Origin of the sequence: Kitasatospora sp. NPDC097643 (genome assembly GCF_040302625.1) — a bacterium.
Taxonomy (GTDB): Bacteria; Actinomycetota; Actinomycetes; order Streptomycetales; family Streptomycetaceae; genus Kitasatospora.
Map to the genome: position 1 here is coordinate 118,587 of NZ_JBEOSA010000009.1, position 15,082 is coordinate 133,668.

The 15,082-nt window shown below is 73.9% G+C and carries 11 protein-coding genes; 4 read left to right on the forward strand and 7 right to left on the reverse strand.

Annotated elements, in window-relative coordinates; all coding sequences use genetic code 11:
* The first annotated feature begins 156 nt into the window (after positions 1–156).
* From ABTY15_RS09085 to ABTY15_RS09100, 4 genes are all read left to right on the forward strand, one after another.
* Positions 157–1,524: a diaminobutyrate--2-oxoglutarate transaminase family protein gene (locus tag ABTY15_RS09085; RefSeq protein WP_350578728.1), complete on the forward strand. Its 1,368-nt coding sequence runs from the start codon at positions 157–159 to the stop codon at positions 1,522–1,524.
* Between the two features lie 128 nt (positions 1,525–1,652).
* Entirely contained in the window at positions 1,653–3,248 is a 1,596-nt protein-coding gene (locus tag ABTY15_RS09090; RefSeq protein WP_502893455.1) for a pyridoxal phosphate-dependent decarboxylase family protein, read from the forward strand.
* A gap of 451 nt (positions 3,249–3,699) precedes the next feature.
* Positions 3,700–4,494 carry a tRNA-dependent cyclodipeptide synthase gene (locus ABTY15_RS09095; RefSeq protein ID WP_350578541.1) on the forward strand — a complete coding sequence of 265 codons (795 nt, stop codon included), beginning with the start codon at positions 3,700–3,702 and terminating at the stop codon, positions 4,492–4,494.
* 41 nt (positions 4,495–4,535) lie between these two features.
* The gene (locus tag ABTY15_RS09100) at positions 4,536–5,738 is read left to right on the forward strand and encodes a cytochrome P450 (protein ID WP_350578544.1); all 1,203 of its coding nucleotides are present in this window, start codon (positions 4,536–4,538) and stop codon (positions 5,736–5,738) included.
* Positions 5,739–5,809: 71 nt separating this feature from the next.
* Here the strand turns inward: ABTY15_RS09100 and ABTY15_RS09105 are convergent, their stop codons facing one another.
* From ABTY15_RS09105 to ABTY15_RS09135, 7 genes are all read right to left on the reverse strand, one after another.
* Positions 5,810–6,607: an inositol monophosphatase family protein gene (locus ABTY15_RS09105; protein ID WP_350578730.1), complete on the reverse strand. Its 798-nt coding sequence runs from the start codon at positions 6,605–6,607 to the stop codon at positions 5,810–5,812.
* A gap of 194 nt (positions 6,608–6,801) precedes the next feature.
* A complete protein-coding gene (locus ABTY15_RS09110; RefSeq protein ID WP_350578547.1) occupies positions 6,802–8,010 on the reverse strand; it encodes a type III PLP-dependent enzyme in 1,209 nt (402 codons plus the stop codon).
* Positions 8,007–9,728, reverse strand: coding sequence for an IucA/IucC family protein (locus ABTY15_RS09115; protein ID WP_350578548.1), 1,722 nt, complete (start codon positions 9,726–9,728; stop codon positions 8,007–8,009). The genes ABTY15_RS09110 and ABTY15_RS09115 overlap by 4 nt, the downstream gene beginning before the upstream one ends.
* Positions 9,725–10,948 (reverse strand): MFS transporter, encoded by a 1,224-nt coding sequence (locus tag ABTY15_RS09120; RefSeq protein WP_350578551.1) that lies wholly within the window; start codon positions 10,946–10,948, stop codon positions 9,725–9,727. The genes ABTY15_RS09115 and ABTY15_RS09120 overlap by 4 nt, the downstream gene beginning before the upstream one ends.
* Complete coding sequence (locus tag ABTY15_RS09125; protein ID WP_350578554.1) at positions 10,945–12,720, reverse strand: IucA/IucC family protein; 1,776 nt, start codon at positions 12,718–12,720, stop codon at positions 10,945–10,947. The genes ABTY15_RS09120 and ABTY15_RS09125 overlap by 4 nt, the downstream gene beginning before the upstream one ends.
* Entirely contained in the window at positions 12,717–13,925 is a 1,209-nt protein-coding gene (locus tag ABTY15_RS09130) for an ATP-grasp domain-containing protein (protein ID WP_350578557.1), read from the reverse strand. Before ABTY15_RS09130 ends, ABTY15_RS09125 begins: the two co-directional genes overlap by 4 nt.
* Positions 13,926–14,070: 145 nt before the next feature.
* A complete protein-coding gene (locus tag ABTY15_RS09135) occupies positions 14,071–15,072 on the reverse strand; it encodes an ABC transporter substrate-binding protein (protein WP_350578560.1) in 1,002 nt (333 codons plus the stop codon).
* Positions 15,073–15,082: the final 10 nt, after the last annotated feature.

A 15,082-nucleotide genomic window follows, 5' to 3' on the forward strand; every position in this document is an offset into this window, starting at 1 on the left:
CCTAACTTTTTCTGGGGGTTCGCCTTGTCGCTCGCCGCCGTACCCGCCCAGGCCGCCGGAGCCAAGTCCTCCGGTTCTCCGGCCTCCGGAGCCCGGGCCACTGGTTCCCCGGCGCCCGGAGACCAGGCCGCCGGTTCCCCGGCGTCCGGCGAGGCCATCCTGCGTCGCCAGCGCGTGCGCGAGTCCGCCGCCCGGACGTACGCCCGCTCCTTCCCGATCGTCCCCGTGCGCGCGAACGGCATGACCGTCGAGGGCGCCGACGGCCGTCGCTACCTCGACTGCCTCTCCGGCGCCGGCACACTCGCCCTCGGCCACAACCACCCCGTCGTGCTGGAGGCGATCCGCCGGACCCTCGACAGCGGCGCGCCGCTGCACCTGCTCGACCTCGCCACCGCCGAGAAGGACGACTTCACCAGCGCGCTGTTCGAGAGCCTGCCCGCCGACTTCGCCGCCCGCGCCCGGATCCACTTCTGCGGCCCCGCCGGGACCGACGCCGTCGAGGCCGCGCTCAAACTGATGCAGACCGCCACCGGCCGCTCCGGCGCGCTCGCCTTCACCGGCGCCTACCACGGCATGACCGCCGGCGCCCTCGCCCTCACCGGCAACGTCGCGGTCAAGGAACCGCTGCCGGGCGGCGGCGAGGTGGTCCGACTGCCCTACCCGTACGGCTACCGCTGCCCGTTCGGCGTCGGCGGCGACACCGGCGCCGAACTCTCCGCGACCTACGTCGAACGCCTGCTGGACGACCCCTCCGGCGGAGTGGTCACACCCGCCGCGATGATCCTGGAGGCCGTCCAGGGCGAGGGCGGCGTCGTCCCCGCGCCCGACGGCTGGCTGCGGGAGATGCGCCGGATCACCGCCGAACGCGGCATCCCGCTGATCGTCGACGAGGTGCAGACCGGCGTCGGCCGAACCGGCGCGATGTGGGCCGTCGAGCACAGCGGCATCCTCCCGGACGCGATGGTGCTCTCCAAGGCGATCGGCGGCAGCCTGCCGCTCGCCGTCGTCGTCTACCGAGAGGACTACGACGGCTGGCGGCCCGGCGCCCACACCGGCACCTTCCGCGGCAACACCCTCGCCATGGCCGCCGGAGCCGCCACCCTGCGCCACGTCGCCGCGCACGGACTGGCCGAACGCGCCGCCGTCGTCGGGGCGCGGATGGCCGACCGGCTGCGCGCGCTCTCCGTCGAACTGCCGGTCGTCGGCGACGTACGGGGGCGTGGCCTGATGCTCGGCGTCGAACTCGTCGACCCCACCGCCGAACCGGACTCCTGCGGCGCCCACCCGGCCGACCCGGCGCTGGCCGTCCGGGTCCGGGAGGCCTGCCTCGCGCGCGGGCTGATCGTCGAACTCGGCGGCCGCCACGACGCGGTGCTCCGGCTCCTCCCGCCGCTCACCATCACCGACGAGCAGGTCGTCGCCGTCCTCGACCGGCTCGCCGACGCGATCGCCTTCGCGGCGGGCGCGGGTTCGGGCGCGGGTGGCGCGAGCGGTGCGGGGGCCAGGGCCGGGGATGCCCGATGAGCGCCGGGTCCGGGTCGGGGGACGGCTCAGGGTTCGCGGAAGGGGACGGGCCCGGTTCCGGCTCGGGCCCCGGCGGTGACGACCCCCGCCGCGCCGACAACCCCGAACTGCCGGGCGCTGATGCCCCCTTGGATTCCCCCTTGGACGCCCTCGCCGGCGGCGCCGCCGGGCCCGGCGCGCTCGCACCGCTGCTCGCCACCGTCCTGGACGCCCTGGAGGCCGGCGTCGCCCGGCGCAGCGGCCCGCTGCCCGCCGGCAGCCCGGCCGAGATCGACGCCCTCGTCGCCGACGGCCTCGCCGGCGCCCGGGGCCGCGACGCGCTCGCCCGGCTCACCGAACTCCTCGCCTACGGCGCCGCCGACCCCGCCGACCCGGCCTGCGCCGCCCACCTGCACTGCCCGCCGCTCGCGGTGGCCGCCGCCGCCGACCTCGCCGTCAGCGCCCTCAACCCCTCCCAGGACTCCTGGGACCAGGCCCCCGCCGCCACCGCCCTGGAGACCGCGCTCCTCGCCGAGTTCGCCGACCTGGTCGGCTACGACCCCGCCCGCGCCGCCGGCGTGCTCACCTCCGGCGGCACCGAGTCCAACCTCATGGGCCTGATGCTGGCGCGTGATCAGAAGCTGGACGGCATCGTCGAGTTGGACGGCGTACCGGCCGGGGTCCGCCCGTGCATCCTCGCCTCCGAGGCCGCGCACTTCTCCGTCCAGCGCGCCGCCGCCCTGCTCGGCCTCGGCGAACGCGCCGTCGCCCCCGTCCCCGTCGACCGCCAACTCCGTATGGATCCAGCGGCCTTGGAACGCACCCTGGCCGAGGTCAGCTGGGCCGGACGCACCCCGATCGCCATCGTCGCCACCGCCGGCACCACCGACACCGGCGCCGTCGACCCGCTGCACGTCGCCGCCGACCTCGCCGGCCGCTACGGCGCCTGGCTGCACGTCGACGCCGCGTACGGCGGCGGGGCGCTGCTGTCCGACCGGCTCGCCCCGCTCCTCGACGGCATCGCCCGCGCCGACTCCGTCTCCCTCGACTGGCACAAGCTCGGCTGGCAGCCCGCCGCCGCCGGGGTGTTCCTGGTCCGCCGCGCCGAGACCTACGTCTCGCTCGCCCGCCGTGCCGAGTACCTCAACCCCGTCGACGACGAACGCGCCGGCTACCCCAGCCTGCTCGGCCGCTCGCTGCGCACGACCCGGCGGGCCGACGCCTTCAAGCTCGCCGTCACCCTGCGCACCCTCGGCCGCGACGGGCTCGGCCGGCTGGTCGACACCTGCCACGACCTCGCCCGCACCGCCGCCGAGGCCGTCGAGGCCGAACCCGCGCTGGAACTCCATGCCGAACCCGTCCTGACCACGGTGCTGTTCCGCTACCGGCCGGTGGCGGGAACGGCCAGGTCGGCCGCGGGCGAGGGGCTGCCCGAAGCGGGGGCCGCGGCGGGGCGGGTCGTGGCGGAGCCGGCCGTGGGCGATCGGGCCACGGGCGATCGGGCCGCAGGCGAGCGGGTCGCGGACGAGGCGGCGCTCGACGAGCTCAACGGTGCGCTGCGCCGGCTGCTGCTGCGCACCGGACGGGCCGTGGTCGGGCGGACCGAACTGCCGGGGGAGGGCCCCGGCCGGGTGCGGCTGAAGCTCACCCTGCTCAACCCGCACACCACGGCGGGGGAGGTCCGTGCGCTGCTGCGTGAAGTCGTGCGCGCCGGACGGAAGATCACGGGGGAACGGGCCGGGTAACCCGGGCACACGGGCGCGACACATGCCGTTCGTATCCGGCCGGACTTCTGATTCCAAATCAAACACCTTTTTCCGCCGCCGTGTTGGAGGAAGCGACACTGGCGTGAGAGGCTGGTCGGGCGATATTCGCCCGACTCCGGAAAACCTCCGTGGACATACCTCCGCAAGGGAGTACAGGCTGTTTCCGGCCGCCCGGTGATCACATTTCGCCAACCCCCGGGCAGGGCTTGCGGAGATCCCGAACAGCGGCGGTAACTTCATGTGGTCGTCGCCCCACCTTGTGCACACGCCGATCCAGGGTGGGCTGTCTGACCAGGCGCGTGTCCTCCACCAGTGGTGAGCTCGCCTGACATCCCGGTGAACTCCGCCTACCCGGCGCGCACTTCTGTGAATCCCGGTAAATCCACGTGAACCCCGTCCTGTGACCATTGCTGCGAAGCGGAGGAAAGGCATGCGCGAAACCCTCCCGGACGAAAGCCCGACCGCCACCCCGACCGCCCCCTACGAGGCGCTTCCGTACTCCCGCAGGTGCCGGGAGATCTGGCAGCTCGGTGAGCACCTGCTCATCGGCGTCAGCCCCGGGAACAGCTATTTCAGCCACCGCCGGATCACCGAACTCCTCGGGTGGGGGAGGGGGTTCTTCGAACGCATCGACATCGTCTACGCCGACCTGTACGTCACGAACCAGTTCGAGACCTTCGGCTACACCCCCGAACACGCCCAGCGGCGGGCCGCGAAGGAGATCAAGGCCACCGCCCGCCGGATCGAACGCGGCGTCGAGGAGAGCGGCCGCCGCGACGACGTGCGGGTGCACGCCCTCTCCGACTTCACCGCCGACGCCACCTACCAGCGGCTGCACCGCCGGACCGTCGAGGCGCTGCGCACCGACCGGGTCTTCCGGGACGCCGCCGAGAAGATGGCGCGCGGCTTCCTCGCCGCCCGGCTCGGCGAGGGGCTGGCACCCAGCGAACCCCAACTCGCCGCCGGGCTCCAGTACATCTCCGCCGAGCTGCCGTTCTTCCTGGACACCCCGGCGCTGCTCGGGGTGCCCACCTCGGTCAGCTGCTACCACCTGCAACTGCCGCTCACGCCCGTCCTGTTCGGCCGCGACGAAGGCCTGCGGGCCGCACCCGGACAGGCCTACGCGGTGGTCCGCCCGGCGGCCGCGTCCACCCCTGCGCCCGCACCCGCACCCGCGTCCGCCGAAACGCCGGTACCGGCCGTCGCGCCCGCCGTCGCCGCCTGATCGTCCTTCCCCGCGCCAACGCCCCCTGAGGAGCCACTCCCATGACCGACCTGCACAGCCCCGAACTGACCTTCCCGTTCTCGCGGAGGGGCGACGTCCTGCCCGAGGAGGCGAGCCGGCTCTGCGAGAAGGAGCCGATCGCCCGGGTCCGCACCATGACCGGCGACCACGCCTGGCTGGTCAGCAACCACGCGCTCGCCAAGCAGGTGCTGGAGGACGAGCGGTTCAGCCTCAAGGACACCGCCAACCCCGGTGTGCCGCGCCAGTACGCGCTGACCATCCCGCCGGAGGTGGTCAACAACATGGGCAACATCAACAGCGCCGGGCTGCGCAACGCCGTCATGAAGACGCTCTCGCCGCGCGCCGACAAGCAACTCGACGGCTGGCTACAGGCCGAGGCCCACCGGCTGATCGACGTCCTGGTCGAGCAGGGCGCCCCGGGCGAGCTGCGCGACGGCTTCACCGAGCCGTACTCCGCCGCTCTGCACTGCCGCCTGCTCGGCATCCCCACCGACGACTGGCGGCGGCTGATGGCCGGCATCGACGTCGCCTTCATCACCAGCCCGGTGCCGTTCGCGGGCTCGACCCCCAACTGGTACAAGGACCTCGGCTACATGATCGGCCGGCTCAACGCCGACCCGGAGCCGGTGGACGGGCTGCTCGGCCGGTTCGCCGAACTGCGCCGCTCCCCGGACGTCTCCGACCGGGTCAGCGACGAACTGCTGGCCACCGTCGCCCTGTCGCTGTTCGGCGCGGGCGCGGTGTCCACCTCCTCGTTCCTGCTGAACGCGATCGTCTACCTGTGCGAGCAGCCCGAACTGGCCGAGCGGCTGCGGCGCGAGCCCGCGCTGATCGGCCGCGCGGTGGACGAACTGCTGCGGGTCAACCTGTCGATCGGCGACGGGCTGCCGCGCCTCGCGCTCGCGGACGTGCAGGTGGGCGATGTCCTGGTGAAGGAGGGGGAGTTGGTGCTGGTCCTGGTCGAGGGCGCCAACTACGACCCGGCGGTCTTCCCGGACCCGGAGCGGATCGACTTCGACCGGACCGCCAACCCCCACCTCGCCTTCGGGGCCGGCCGGCACTTCTGCCCGGCCTCGGCGCTCGGCCGGACGCACGCCGAGATCGCCCTCACCGCCCTGGTGGAGCGGCTGCCGGGCCTGCGGCTCGCCCTGCCGGTCGACCAGCTGGCCTGGCGGCCCGGGTTCATCAAGCGCCTGCCGGAGCGGCTGCCGGTGGTGTGGTGACCTGCGCCGAGGTGCGCTGACGTGCGCTGACGGCCCCGCCCTGGCCCGGCCCCGTCCCGCCCGGCGGGGCGTCAGTCGGCCAGCAGGATCTTGCGGGTGAGCTCCCAGGTCTGCGGGTCCGCGGCGACCAGCAGGCCGTCCTCGCAGCCGGGGGCCTCGGGGCGGTAGGGGCTGCCGTCCAGCCGGGCGGACACGCCGCCCGCCTCGGTGACCAGCAGCGAGCCGGGCGCGTGGTCCCACGGGAGGGTGCGCCAGTAGAGGATGAAGTCGACGCGGCCCTCGACGAGGTCCGGGTACTCGATCCCGGCGGCGTGCCGGCCGGGGGAGACCTCGGCGAAGACGGACACGTTGGCCCGCAGGCGCTCGTGGTGCTCCGGGTCGAGGAAGCGGCTCTTCACCGATCCGCGCAGCGCGGCGGCGTCCTGCGGGGCCGGCGGTCGGGTCAGGCGGTGGTCGTCGCGCCAGGCGCCGGCGCCGAGTTCGGCGCGGTAGCAGGTGGCGGTGGCGGGCTGCCAGATCCAGGAGGCGACGGTCTGCCCGGTGCGTACGAGTGAGCACATCACGGCGTACTCGGGGCGGCCGGCGACGAAGTTGGCGGTGCCGTCGACCGGGTCCACCAGCCAGGCGGCGGGCTCGTCGTGCAGGGCGCGGGCGAGGGCCGGGTCCGCGGCGACGGCCTCCTCGCCGACCACGGGGACGGGCAGCAGTTCGCGCAGACGGCGGGCGATGATCTCCTCGGCCTCGCGGTCGGCGATCGTCACGACCTCGCCGGGTGCCTTCTCCATCACCTCGCCGGCGGCCAGCGCGCGGAAGCGCGGCTCCACCGCCTCGGCCGACGCCTCGGCGAGGATCTCCGCCACCCTGTCCATCAGCACCTTCGCGCTCCCTTCGCTGCCTACCACTCTCGCACGAGTGTGCGGGGGTGACCTGCGGCGGGCGGGGGGTGCGGGACAGCCGACAGATTACAGATGACAGATTTCAACATCTGTTATCTGAAATCTGTCGGCTGTCATCTGTTATCCGTGACCTGTCGACTGTTCGCCGTGCCCCGTCACCCGCCCCGTCAGTCGCCCAGGTAGTGGAAGCCCGGGCGAGGGTGCATCAGGAACTCGTGGTGCGAGATGTTCCACGCGTACGCGCCGGCCATCGCGAAGAGCACCCGGTCCGCGACCCGCAGGCCGTCGGCGTCCGTGGCGGCGTGCGCGAGGACGTCCTTCGGGGTGCAGAGCTGGCCGGAGAGCGTGGCGCGGCCGGTCGTGACGGCCGGGCGCGGCCACGGGTGCGGCCAGGCCTCGACCGGCAGGGCCTCGAACGGCTGGGAGTGCCCCTTGGTGGCCGGGGTGCGCAGGTGGTGGGTGCCGCCGCGGACCACCGCGAAGTCCTCGCCGTGGCTGCGCTTCACATCCAGCACTTCGGTCGCGTACCAGCCGCAGTAGGCGGTCAGCGACCGCCCCGGCTCGATCCGCAGGGTCAGGCCGGGGTGGGCGTCGAGCAGCTTGGCCAGCCCCTCGCCGAAGGCCGTCCAGTCGAAGCGGTCCTCGGGGCGGTCGTAGTCCACGGCCATCCCGCCGCCGACGTTGACCTCCTCCAGCGGCAGGCCGTGCCGCTCGGCCAGCGCGGCCGACCAGTCGACGATCTGCTCGGCGACGGACAGCTGTTCCGCCGCCGCGAGCCCGCTGGCCAGGTGGGCGTGCACCCCGCGCAGCCGCAGCCGGCCGCCGCCCAGCGGGTCGGCCCCGCCGAGCAGTCGCACGCACTCCTCGGCCCGGTCGGGGTCGAGCCCGAACGGCGTCGGGCGGCCGCCCATGGCGAGCGCCACCGAATCGAGCGCACCCGTGACGACCGGCAGGTTGACCCGCAGCAGCACGTCGACGACCGGGTCGCCCGGCCGGTCCGCGAGTACGGCGGCCAGCCGGTGCAGTTCCTGCTCGCTCTCGACGTGCCAGCGGTGCACCCCGGCGTCGACGGCGGCGGCGATCTCGGCGGGGGTCTTGCCCGGCCCGCCGAAGGCCAGCGGCGCGTCCGGCACGGCCGCCCGTACGTGCGCCAACTCCCCGCCGCTGGACACCTCGTAGCCGTCTACGGCGTCGCGCAGCGCGGCCAGCAGCGGCGCGTCCGGGTTGGCCTTGGCGGCGTAGTACAGCTCGACCCGCTCGGGCAGCGCGGCCCGGACGGTGGCGGCGTGCGCGCGCAGCGCCGCCAGGTCGTAGACGTAGGCGGGCAGGTCGTCGGGCGCGAGCGCGGCGACGTGGTGGCGGACGGTCTCGGTCATCGGGTGCTCCCGGCGGGGACGGCGACTTCGGCCACGGACCTGTGCGCCCGGGCGGCCTCGGCGAGGACGGAGCCGGCCAGCGGGGAGGGCAGTCGGACGTACCCGGCCTCGCGGTCGGCCTTGCGCTCCCAGCGGGTCAGCAGGTTGGCCTTGGCGGGCAGCGGGACACCGGCGAGCAGCGCGCGCAGCCGGGGCGGATGCCCGTGGACGCCCGCGCACTCCTCCAGGGTGTCCCGGACGGCCTGCCACAGCGCGCCCTCCAGCTCGGGGCGGAGGTCGGCGAGGGCGGCGAGCAGTTCGGCGACGTGGTTGACCAGCAGGCAGTAGACCACCCGGTCCCAGCCCCGCTCGGCGTCGTACGTCATCGGGCCGGCCACCTCGGGCGGGAGCGCGGTGAGGAGTTCGGCGTTCTGCTCGGGGACGAGCTTGGTGCCCTCCAGGTCGCGGAAGAGCACCTGGGCGGGGCGTCCGGTGGCGTCGACGCCGATGAGCACGTTCTGCAGGTGCGGCTCCAGGACCACACCGTGGTCGAAGTAGGCGGCCAGCACCGGCGGGACGAGCAGCCGCAGGTAGGTGCGCCACCAGTCGAGGGCCTGCCGACCGTCCGAACCGCCGTGCAGCAGCCGGGAGATGTGGGCGGAGCTGGTCGGGTGCTCGTCGGCGACGGCGGCCGCGAGCAGCGGGGTGACGCCGGGCCGGAGCACGTCGGCGAAGCCCTCGCGGACGATCAGGCCGAAGCCCTCGTAGAGCGCCCGGTCCGGTCGGCCGTCGGCCCCGGGCAGGGCCAGTGTGCGGAACGCGGGCTCGCGCAGCATCGCCGCGTCCGGGTAGCGCCGGGCGAGGTCGGCGAGCGCGGGGGCGAGCAGCCGGGTGAGCGCGACGGCGCCGGTGAGCTCGTACGCGGCGTTCTTGCGCAGGCAGTTCGTGATGCGCACGTTCAGGCTGAACTTGAGGAAGGCGTCCGCGCCGTAGAGGGTGCGCACGGAGGCGGTGGCGGTGAACGCCTCGCCGCGCGGTCCGAGGTCGAGGATGTCGCCGCGGTTCATGGCCGCGCGCAACAGCGGGTGGTCGCCGATCAGTTGGTACTGCCACGGGTGGGCGGGCAGCAGTCGGTAGCCGTCCGGCACCTCGCCGAGCCCGTCCACCGCGGCGCTCGCCCGCTGGTCCAGGGACTCCTCGGCGAGCAGCTCCGCGCGGACGGCGAGGTGGCGCAGCGGAAACGCGGCCCGGGACTCCGGGGCGTACCGGCGCCAGTCGCCCCGGGCGGCGGAGCGGGACTTGGGCGCCGGGTGGAAGCGGTGGCCGAACAGCAGGGCCTGCTCGGACTCCAGGTAGCGGTCGGCACCGGCCTGCGGCCGGTCCATCAGGCTCTGGTCGACGCCGATGTGACTGGACGTCACCTGGTCGAGGAACTCCTCGTTCACCGTGCCGGTGCGCAGTTCCAGCTCGTCCTGGACGTGTCCGGCCAGCTCGCGCCAGCCCAACTCGCGCCAGCCGCCGTCGTGTTCGATCTCGACCGGGCCGGTGAACCGGTGCGCGCCGAGCAGCGAGGTGCGGCGCAGCGCGACCCGCAGCAGGGCGCCGCGGCGGGGCAGGCGCAGCAGCAGCCGCTGGTCGGTGACGGCGGTCTGGTGTTCGGGCGCGGAGACCTCGCGCAGCAGGCAGTTGAGCAGGGTGTGGGCCACCGCTTCGTCGGCGGCGGGCAGTTCGTGGGTCATCGGCGACTCCAGCGCTGGCGGCGGATCGGGAGAGTGAAGGCGGTGGCCGCGACGGCGGCCAGCAGGGCGGCGGCGGTGCCGGCCACTACGGGTGCGGCGGCACCGAACCGGCCGTTGGCCAGCGCCGCGACGACGCCGGCGGCGACGGCGCCGCCCTTGGAGACGAGTTCGAGGGTGCCGAACATCCGGCCGGGCGGGCGGCCCTTGGCGGCTCCGGCGGCGAGGACGGCGAGGCTGACCAGGCCGAGGGTGAGCCCGGCCCCGAGCAGCAGCCGGACGGCGACGAACACGGGCAGGGAGTGGGCGAGGGCGTGCCCGGCCAGGCCGAGCGCGACACAGCCGAAGCCGAGCGCGATCCCGGTGTGCGGGCGGCCGTGGAACAGCGTGTGGGTGCGGGCGGCGAACGCCAGGTAGCACAGGTGCGGCAGGGCGAACAGGACGCCGGTGGTGGTGCCGGAGACGCCCGGGAGGCGCTGCTCGGCGAGTGCGATCAGGTAGGGGAAGGAGATGACGGTGGCGAAGACGAAGACGAACTCGAAGACGTAGAGCGGCAGGAGCGGTACGTCCGCGGTCTGCGGCGCGCTCTCCCGTTCGTCGGCGGTCGCGGCCCCGGGCTCTCCGGGTTCGGGCAACAGGGACAGGAACACCGCGGCGGCGAGCGGGAGTACGGCCATCACCAGGTATTGGCGGTGCGGGTCGATCCACGGGGAGAGCGCGCCGACCAGGATCGGGGCGGCGACCAGCGCGGCGCGTGCGCTGCCCTGCATCAGGGTGAGCGCGCGGGAGAGCCTGGGCCCGTCGAGGGCGGCGGCGAGGTAGCCGTTGGTGGCGGCGAAGGTACCGCCGAGGAAGCCCTGGAGGACCAGTGCGAGGGTGAAGGCGGGCAGGCTTCCGGCGGCGCCGGCGAGCAGGAACGAGATGCTGAGCCCGAGTTGGGCGCGCAGCAGCAGCCGCTTGCGGCCGAAGCGGTCGGCGAGCCGGCCCCACAGCGGGGCGCCGAGCGCGCTGAACACCGTCGGCACGATGTAGAGGACGCCGGCCCACCGGGCCTGCTGGTCGCCGAGGGTGGGCAGGATCGCGGTCAGGTACGGCGGCAGGCCGAGCGCGGCGAAGGAGGCCACGAAGTAGCAGGCGGCGACGGCGTGCACCTGGCGCCGGCCGAGCCCGCCGGAGCGGTCGATCTCGCTGCCGGGGCGCTGCGGGAGCGCGTCGACCGTCATCGGGCGGTCCGGTTCGGGGTGCCGTTCGCAGTTCCTGTCGCGGTTCCGGTCGGGGTCCCGTTCGCGGCGCCGCCCGCCAGCAGGTAGTTGGGGCCGGTGGTGTAGTGCTTGTTGATGTCGGTGGCGCCGGAGCGCTGCTTGGTGAGCAGGGTGCCCGCGGTCACCATCGCCTTGACCGGCAGCCGTTCGGCGTCCAGCAGGTCGGTGCGCAGGGGCTCGCCGACGGGGCCGATCCGGTCGACGGCCTCGGCCAGGCGCTTGCGCAACAGGGTGAGGGTGTCGGCGAGTTCGGCGCGGCCGTGCTCGGCGAGGCCGAAGGCGAGGGAGCCGGTGCACAGGTGGCCGGTGATGGTGGTGAAGAGGTCGGTGAGCGCCCGGTCGTCGTCGCCGAAGATCCTGGCGTCGTCGAACTCGTCGACTGCCGGGGCGAGTTCACCGAGTTCGGCGATCATCCGGGCGGTGTGGACGCGCGGCCCGTCGTCGTCCTTGTAGAGCAGGCGCAGGCCGTCCTCGTCGAGCACCAGCGAGGTGTTCTGCTGGTGCGACTCCAGGGCGATGCCGTAGCCGAACAGCGTGGTCTGCCAGTCGAGCAGCAGCTCCAGCAGGGCGTCGTAGAAGGCCAGCGGGTCGCCGCCGTGGAAGCGGTCGGCGAGGTGGTCGAGCACCAGGCGGCCGCCGGGCGCGGGCGCCAGCAGGGCGGCCAGCGGGACGGTGACGGCCCGTTCCAGCCCTGCGGGGTAGCGGCGCAGCAGGACGGCCAGCAGCTCGTGCCCGGCGTGGGCCCAGCTCTGCTCGTCGGCGTGCAGGATCCGGCCGGCGAACCGCGGCTCGCGGGTCAGTACGGCCTCGATCAGCCGCTGTCCGGCGGCGCCGTCGAGCAGCGTGCCGGGCTTGATGGTGCGGCGGTTGAGCCGGCCCAGGGTGGCGGTGGCGAGCGGGAGTTTGAGGTGGCAGGTGGGGTCGTCGGCGACGGCGACGGTGCGCATGGAGAGGGTCGGGACGACGGTCAGGTAGGGCCGTTCGGCGAGCACCACGCGACCGGCCAGACCGGTGGCCCGCAGCGCCTCGTCGAGCGGTGCGCCGACGGTGAGCGGGTGGACCGGCAGGGTGGTCCAGCCGTCGCCGGGGCAGACGGATTCCAGGCCGAGCCAGGCTGGGGTGGGCCACCAGCTCGGCAGTGGGCGGTCGCCGTGGGTGGTGAGTGCGGCGGTCGGCACGGCCAGCCAGCGCAGCTCGAAAGCCGGGTGGAACTCCGGCGCATAGGACCGTAGTTGGGGTTCGGTGAGGCCGGAGCGGCCGCGCGCGGTCGGGTAGACCGGGTGGTCGAGGTAGGCGGCCAGGGTGTCGTGGCCGAGGGCAGCGGCGGGGCCGGTCCACCCGGCGGGGTCGGTGCCGTACAGGTCGGTGAGCCGGGCGTGGACCTCGGCGCGCGCGTCCTCGTGCAGTTCCATGGTGGCGCGGGTCTGCCGGCACTCCTCGGCGAGCGCCGCCCAGCCGGGCCGGTCCTCGGCGTCGGCGAGGTCGGCGAGCGCGGCCACGACGGCGTCCAGGTCGGTGAGTTCGCGGCCGGCCAGCTCCAGCAGCGGCAGCCGGGCGGCGTACTCGCACTGGAACCCCTCGGCGGTGACGGGCAGCGCCAGTGCAGCGTCCGCGAGGACGATCCAGCGGCCGTCCGGCCGGTCCTCGACGGTGCCGCGGGTGCGCAGGCCGAGGACGTCCTCGCGCAGCAGGGCGGAGAGCAGGCGGAGGGTGAGCTGCTGGGCGGCGGTCACGGGGTGATCTCCCAGTGGTGGTCGGCGACGAAGCGAGCGACGGCGGCGTCCACGGCGTTCTGGTCGGTGCCGACGGCCCAGATGACGCCCAGGTAGTCCCGGTTGGTGCGGTAGTGCTCGTGCCGCTCGCCGACGGCGCGCAGCGGCCGGTAGGCGAGCCGGACGCCGTCGCGGTCCTCGTCGTACGGTCCGGGGGCGGCGGTGAGCACGCCGGCCCGGTCGGCGCAGACCGCTTCGTTGCGGGCCCGCCGGGGGGTGGCGGCGCACGACTCGGTGAGGTCGGCGGGGAGTTCGCGGCCGAGGTGGACGCCGAGGATGTGCTCGAACAGCGGGATGCCGAGGATCTCGGCGAGCATCAGGTCGCACTGGTCGCCGATGGCGCGGTAGTTGACCTCGATGATCCGGGCCCGGCCGTCCGGCTGGAGGACGAACTCGGTGTGGCAGGCGCCGAGTCCGACGCCGAGCGCGTCGAGCTGGGCGAGCACCTGGTCGACCGCCTCGGCGGGGTGGGCGGGGGCGAACTCCAGGACCTCCTCGATGAAGTCCGGCGGCGGGGAGAGCCGGGTGCGGAAGCCGCCGAGGACGTGCCGGCGGCGGCCGTCGCCGAGCGTCTCCAGGGTGCACAGCCGGCCGTCCAGGAACTCCTCGACCACCAGGGTGGCGCCGGCCCGGCGGTGCTGGATCTCCTTGCAGTGCAGGGCGAGTTCGGTGGCGTCCGCGACCAGCGTGACGTCCTCGGAGGCCACGCCCTCGCGGGGCTTGACCACGCACGGGAACGGCGGGTCGAGCTCGGCCGGGTCCTGCCCGGGGGCCAACTCGGCCGACCAGACGGTGTCCTGGCCGGTCAGTGCGAGGTGGCGGCGCAGCTGGCCCTTGTCCTTGGCCCGCAGTGCGGCCTTCCAGTCCTTGGCGGGCAGGCCGAAGTACTCGGCGGCCAGGGCGGTCTGGGTCTGGAGGTGGTCGCTGTTGCTGAACACCGCGTCGGGCGCGTGGTGCCGGGAGATCAGGCTGACCACGGTGCGGAAGTCCCGGACGTCGCACTCCAGCACCTCGGGCGCGGCGAACGGGAGGTCGGCGTAGGCCCGTCGGTGGGGTTCGGCGCAGTCGGTGAGGACGGTGACGTCGAGCCCGAGCCGGGCGGCGGCGGGCAGGAAGCCGTCGGTGACCGAGTCGGTGGGGTTCAGGGCGAGCAGGTAGAGCCGCATGGGGGTGGTCCTTGGAGGTGGTGGCGGACGGGTGACGACGCACGGGCGACAGCTGACGGCTGACAGCTAACAGATGACAACTTTCGAAATCTGTTATCTGTCCGCTGTCTTCTGTCATCTGTTCGCCGTCAGCTGTCGACGGCGGTTACTTGGGCGCGTCGACGCCCGTGGCCTTGGCGATGTCGACGAGCATCGCGTCGGCGGCCTGGACACCGATGCCGGACATCCAGGTCTCGTCCGGAACGTTGAAGACCTTGTTGTTCTTGACGGCGTTCAGGCCCTGCCAGACCGGGGTCTGCTGGACCTCGCTCTCCTTGGTCTTGGACGGGTCGTCAGCAGTGGTGACGAACACCAGGTCGGCGTCGGCCTGGTTGATCTGCTCGGCGCTGACCTCGAGGATGTTCTTGTCGACGTCCTGGGCGGCCGGGCGGGCCAGGCCGACGTCCTTCAGCACCACGCCGCTGTAGGAGGACTTCGCGTACAGCCGGGTCGGGCCGGCCACGAAGCGGACCACGGAGGCGGTCGGCATGGTGCCGCCGTTCTTCGCCTTGATCGCCTCGCCGAGCTTCTTGGCCCGCTCCTCGTACTCGGCGAGGGCCTTCTTGGCCTCGTCCTCCTTGCCGAGCGCCTTGGCGTACAGGGCCAGGTTCTCCTTCCACGGGAACCCGGTGGTCTCGGCGAGCACGGTCGGCGCGATCGCGTTCAGCTGGTCGTAGACCTTGGCGTGACGGACCTTCGAGGACAGGATCAGGTCGGGCTTCAGGGAGGCGATCAGCTCCAGGTTCGGCTCGTTCATCGGGCCGACGTCCTTGGTGTCCTTGATCTTGTCCTTGAGGTAGTTCGGGAACCCGCCCTCGGTCTTCATGTGCGGCGACACCGCGCCGACCGGGGTGATGCCCAGCAGGGTGACGTCGTCCAGCTCACCACTGTCCAGCACCACGACGCGCTTGGGCTGGGCCTTGATCTCGGCGGTGCCGGCCGCGTGCGTGACGCTGCGCGGGAAGCCGGCGGCGGCACCGGCGCTCGCGGCGGCGCCGGCCTGGGCGGTGTCCCCGCCCGACTTGCTGCCGCCGTCGCTGCCGCAGGCGGCGAGCAGGCTGGTGGAGAGGGCGACGGCGAGGACGGCAACGGGCAGTCGGCGGTTCATGGCGGTTCCT

Bases quoted from the DNA above. Each gene is read 5' to 3' on its own strand.
- ABTY15_RS09135 (WP_350578560.1), bottom strand. From the start codon at position 15,072: ATGAACCGCCGACTGCCCGTTGCCGTCCTCGCCGTCGCCCTCTCCACC.
- ABTY15_RS09120 (WP_350578551.1), bottom strand. From the start codon at position 10,948: ATGACGGTCGACGCGCTCCCGCAGCGCCCCGGCAGCGAGATCGACCGC.
- ABTY15_RS09115 (WP_350578548.1), bottom strand. From the start codon at position 9,728: ATGACCCACGAACTGCCCGCCGCCGACGAAGCGGTGGCCCACACCCTG.
- ABTY15_RS09095 (WP_350578541.1), top strand. From the start codon at position 3,700: ATGCGCGAAACCCTCCCGGACGAAAGCCCGACCGCCACCCCGACCGCC.
- ABTY15_RS09130 (WP_350578557.1), bottom strand. From the start codon at position 13,925: ATGCGGCTCTACCTGCTCGCCCTGAACCCCACCGACTCGGTCACCGAC.
- ABTY15_RS09105 (WP_350578730.1), bottom strand. From the start codon at position 6,607: ATGGACAGGGTGGCGGAGATCCTCGCCGAGGCGTCGGCCGAGGCGGTG.
- ABTY15_RS09100 (WP_350578544.1), top strand. From the start codon at position 4,536: ATGACCGACCTGCACAGCCCCGAACTGACCTTCCCGTTCTCGCGGAGG.
- ABTY15_RS09110 (WP_350578547.1), bottom strand. From the start codon at position 8,010: ATGACCGAGACCGTCCGCCACCACGTCGCCGCGCTCGCGCCCGACGAC.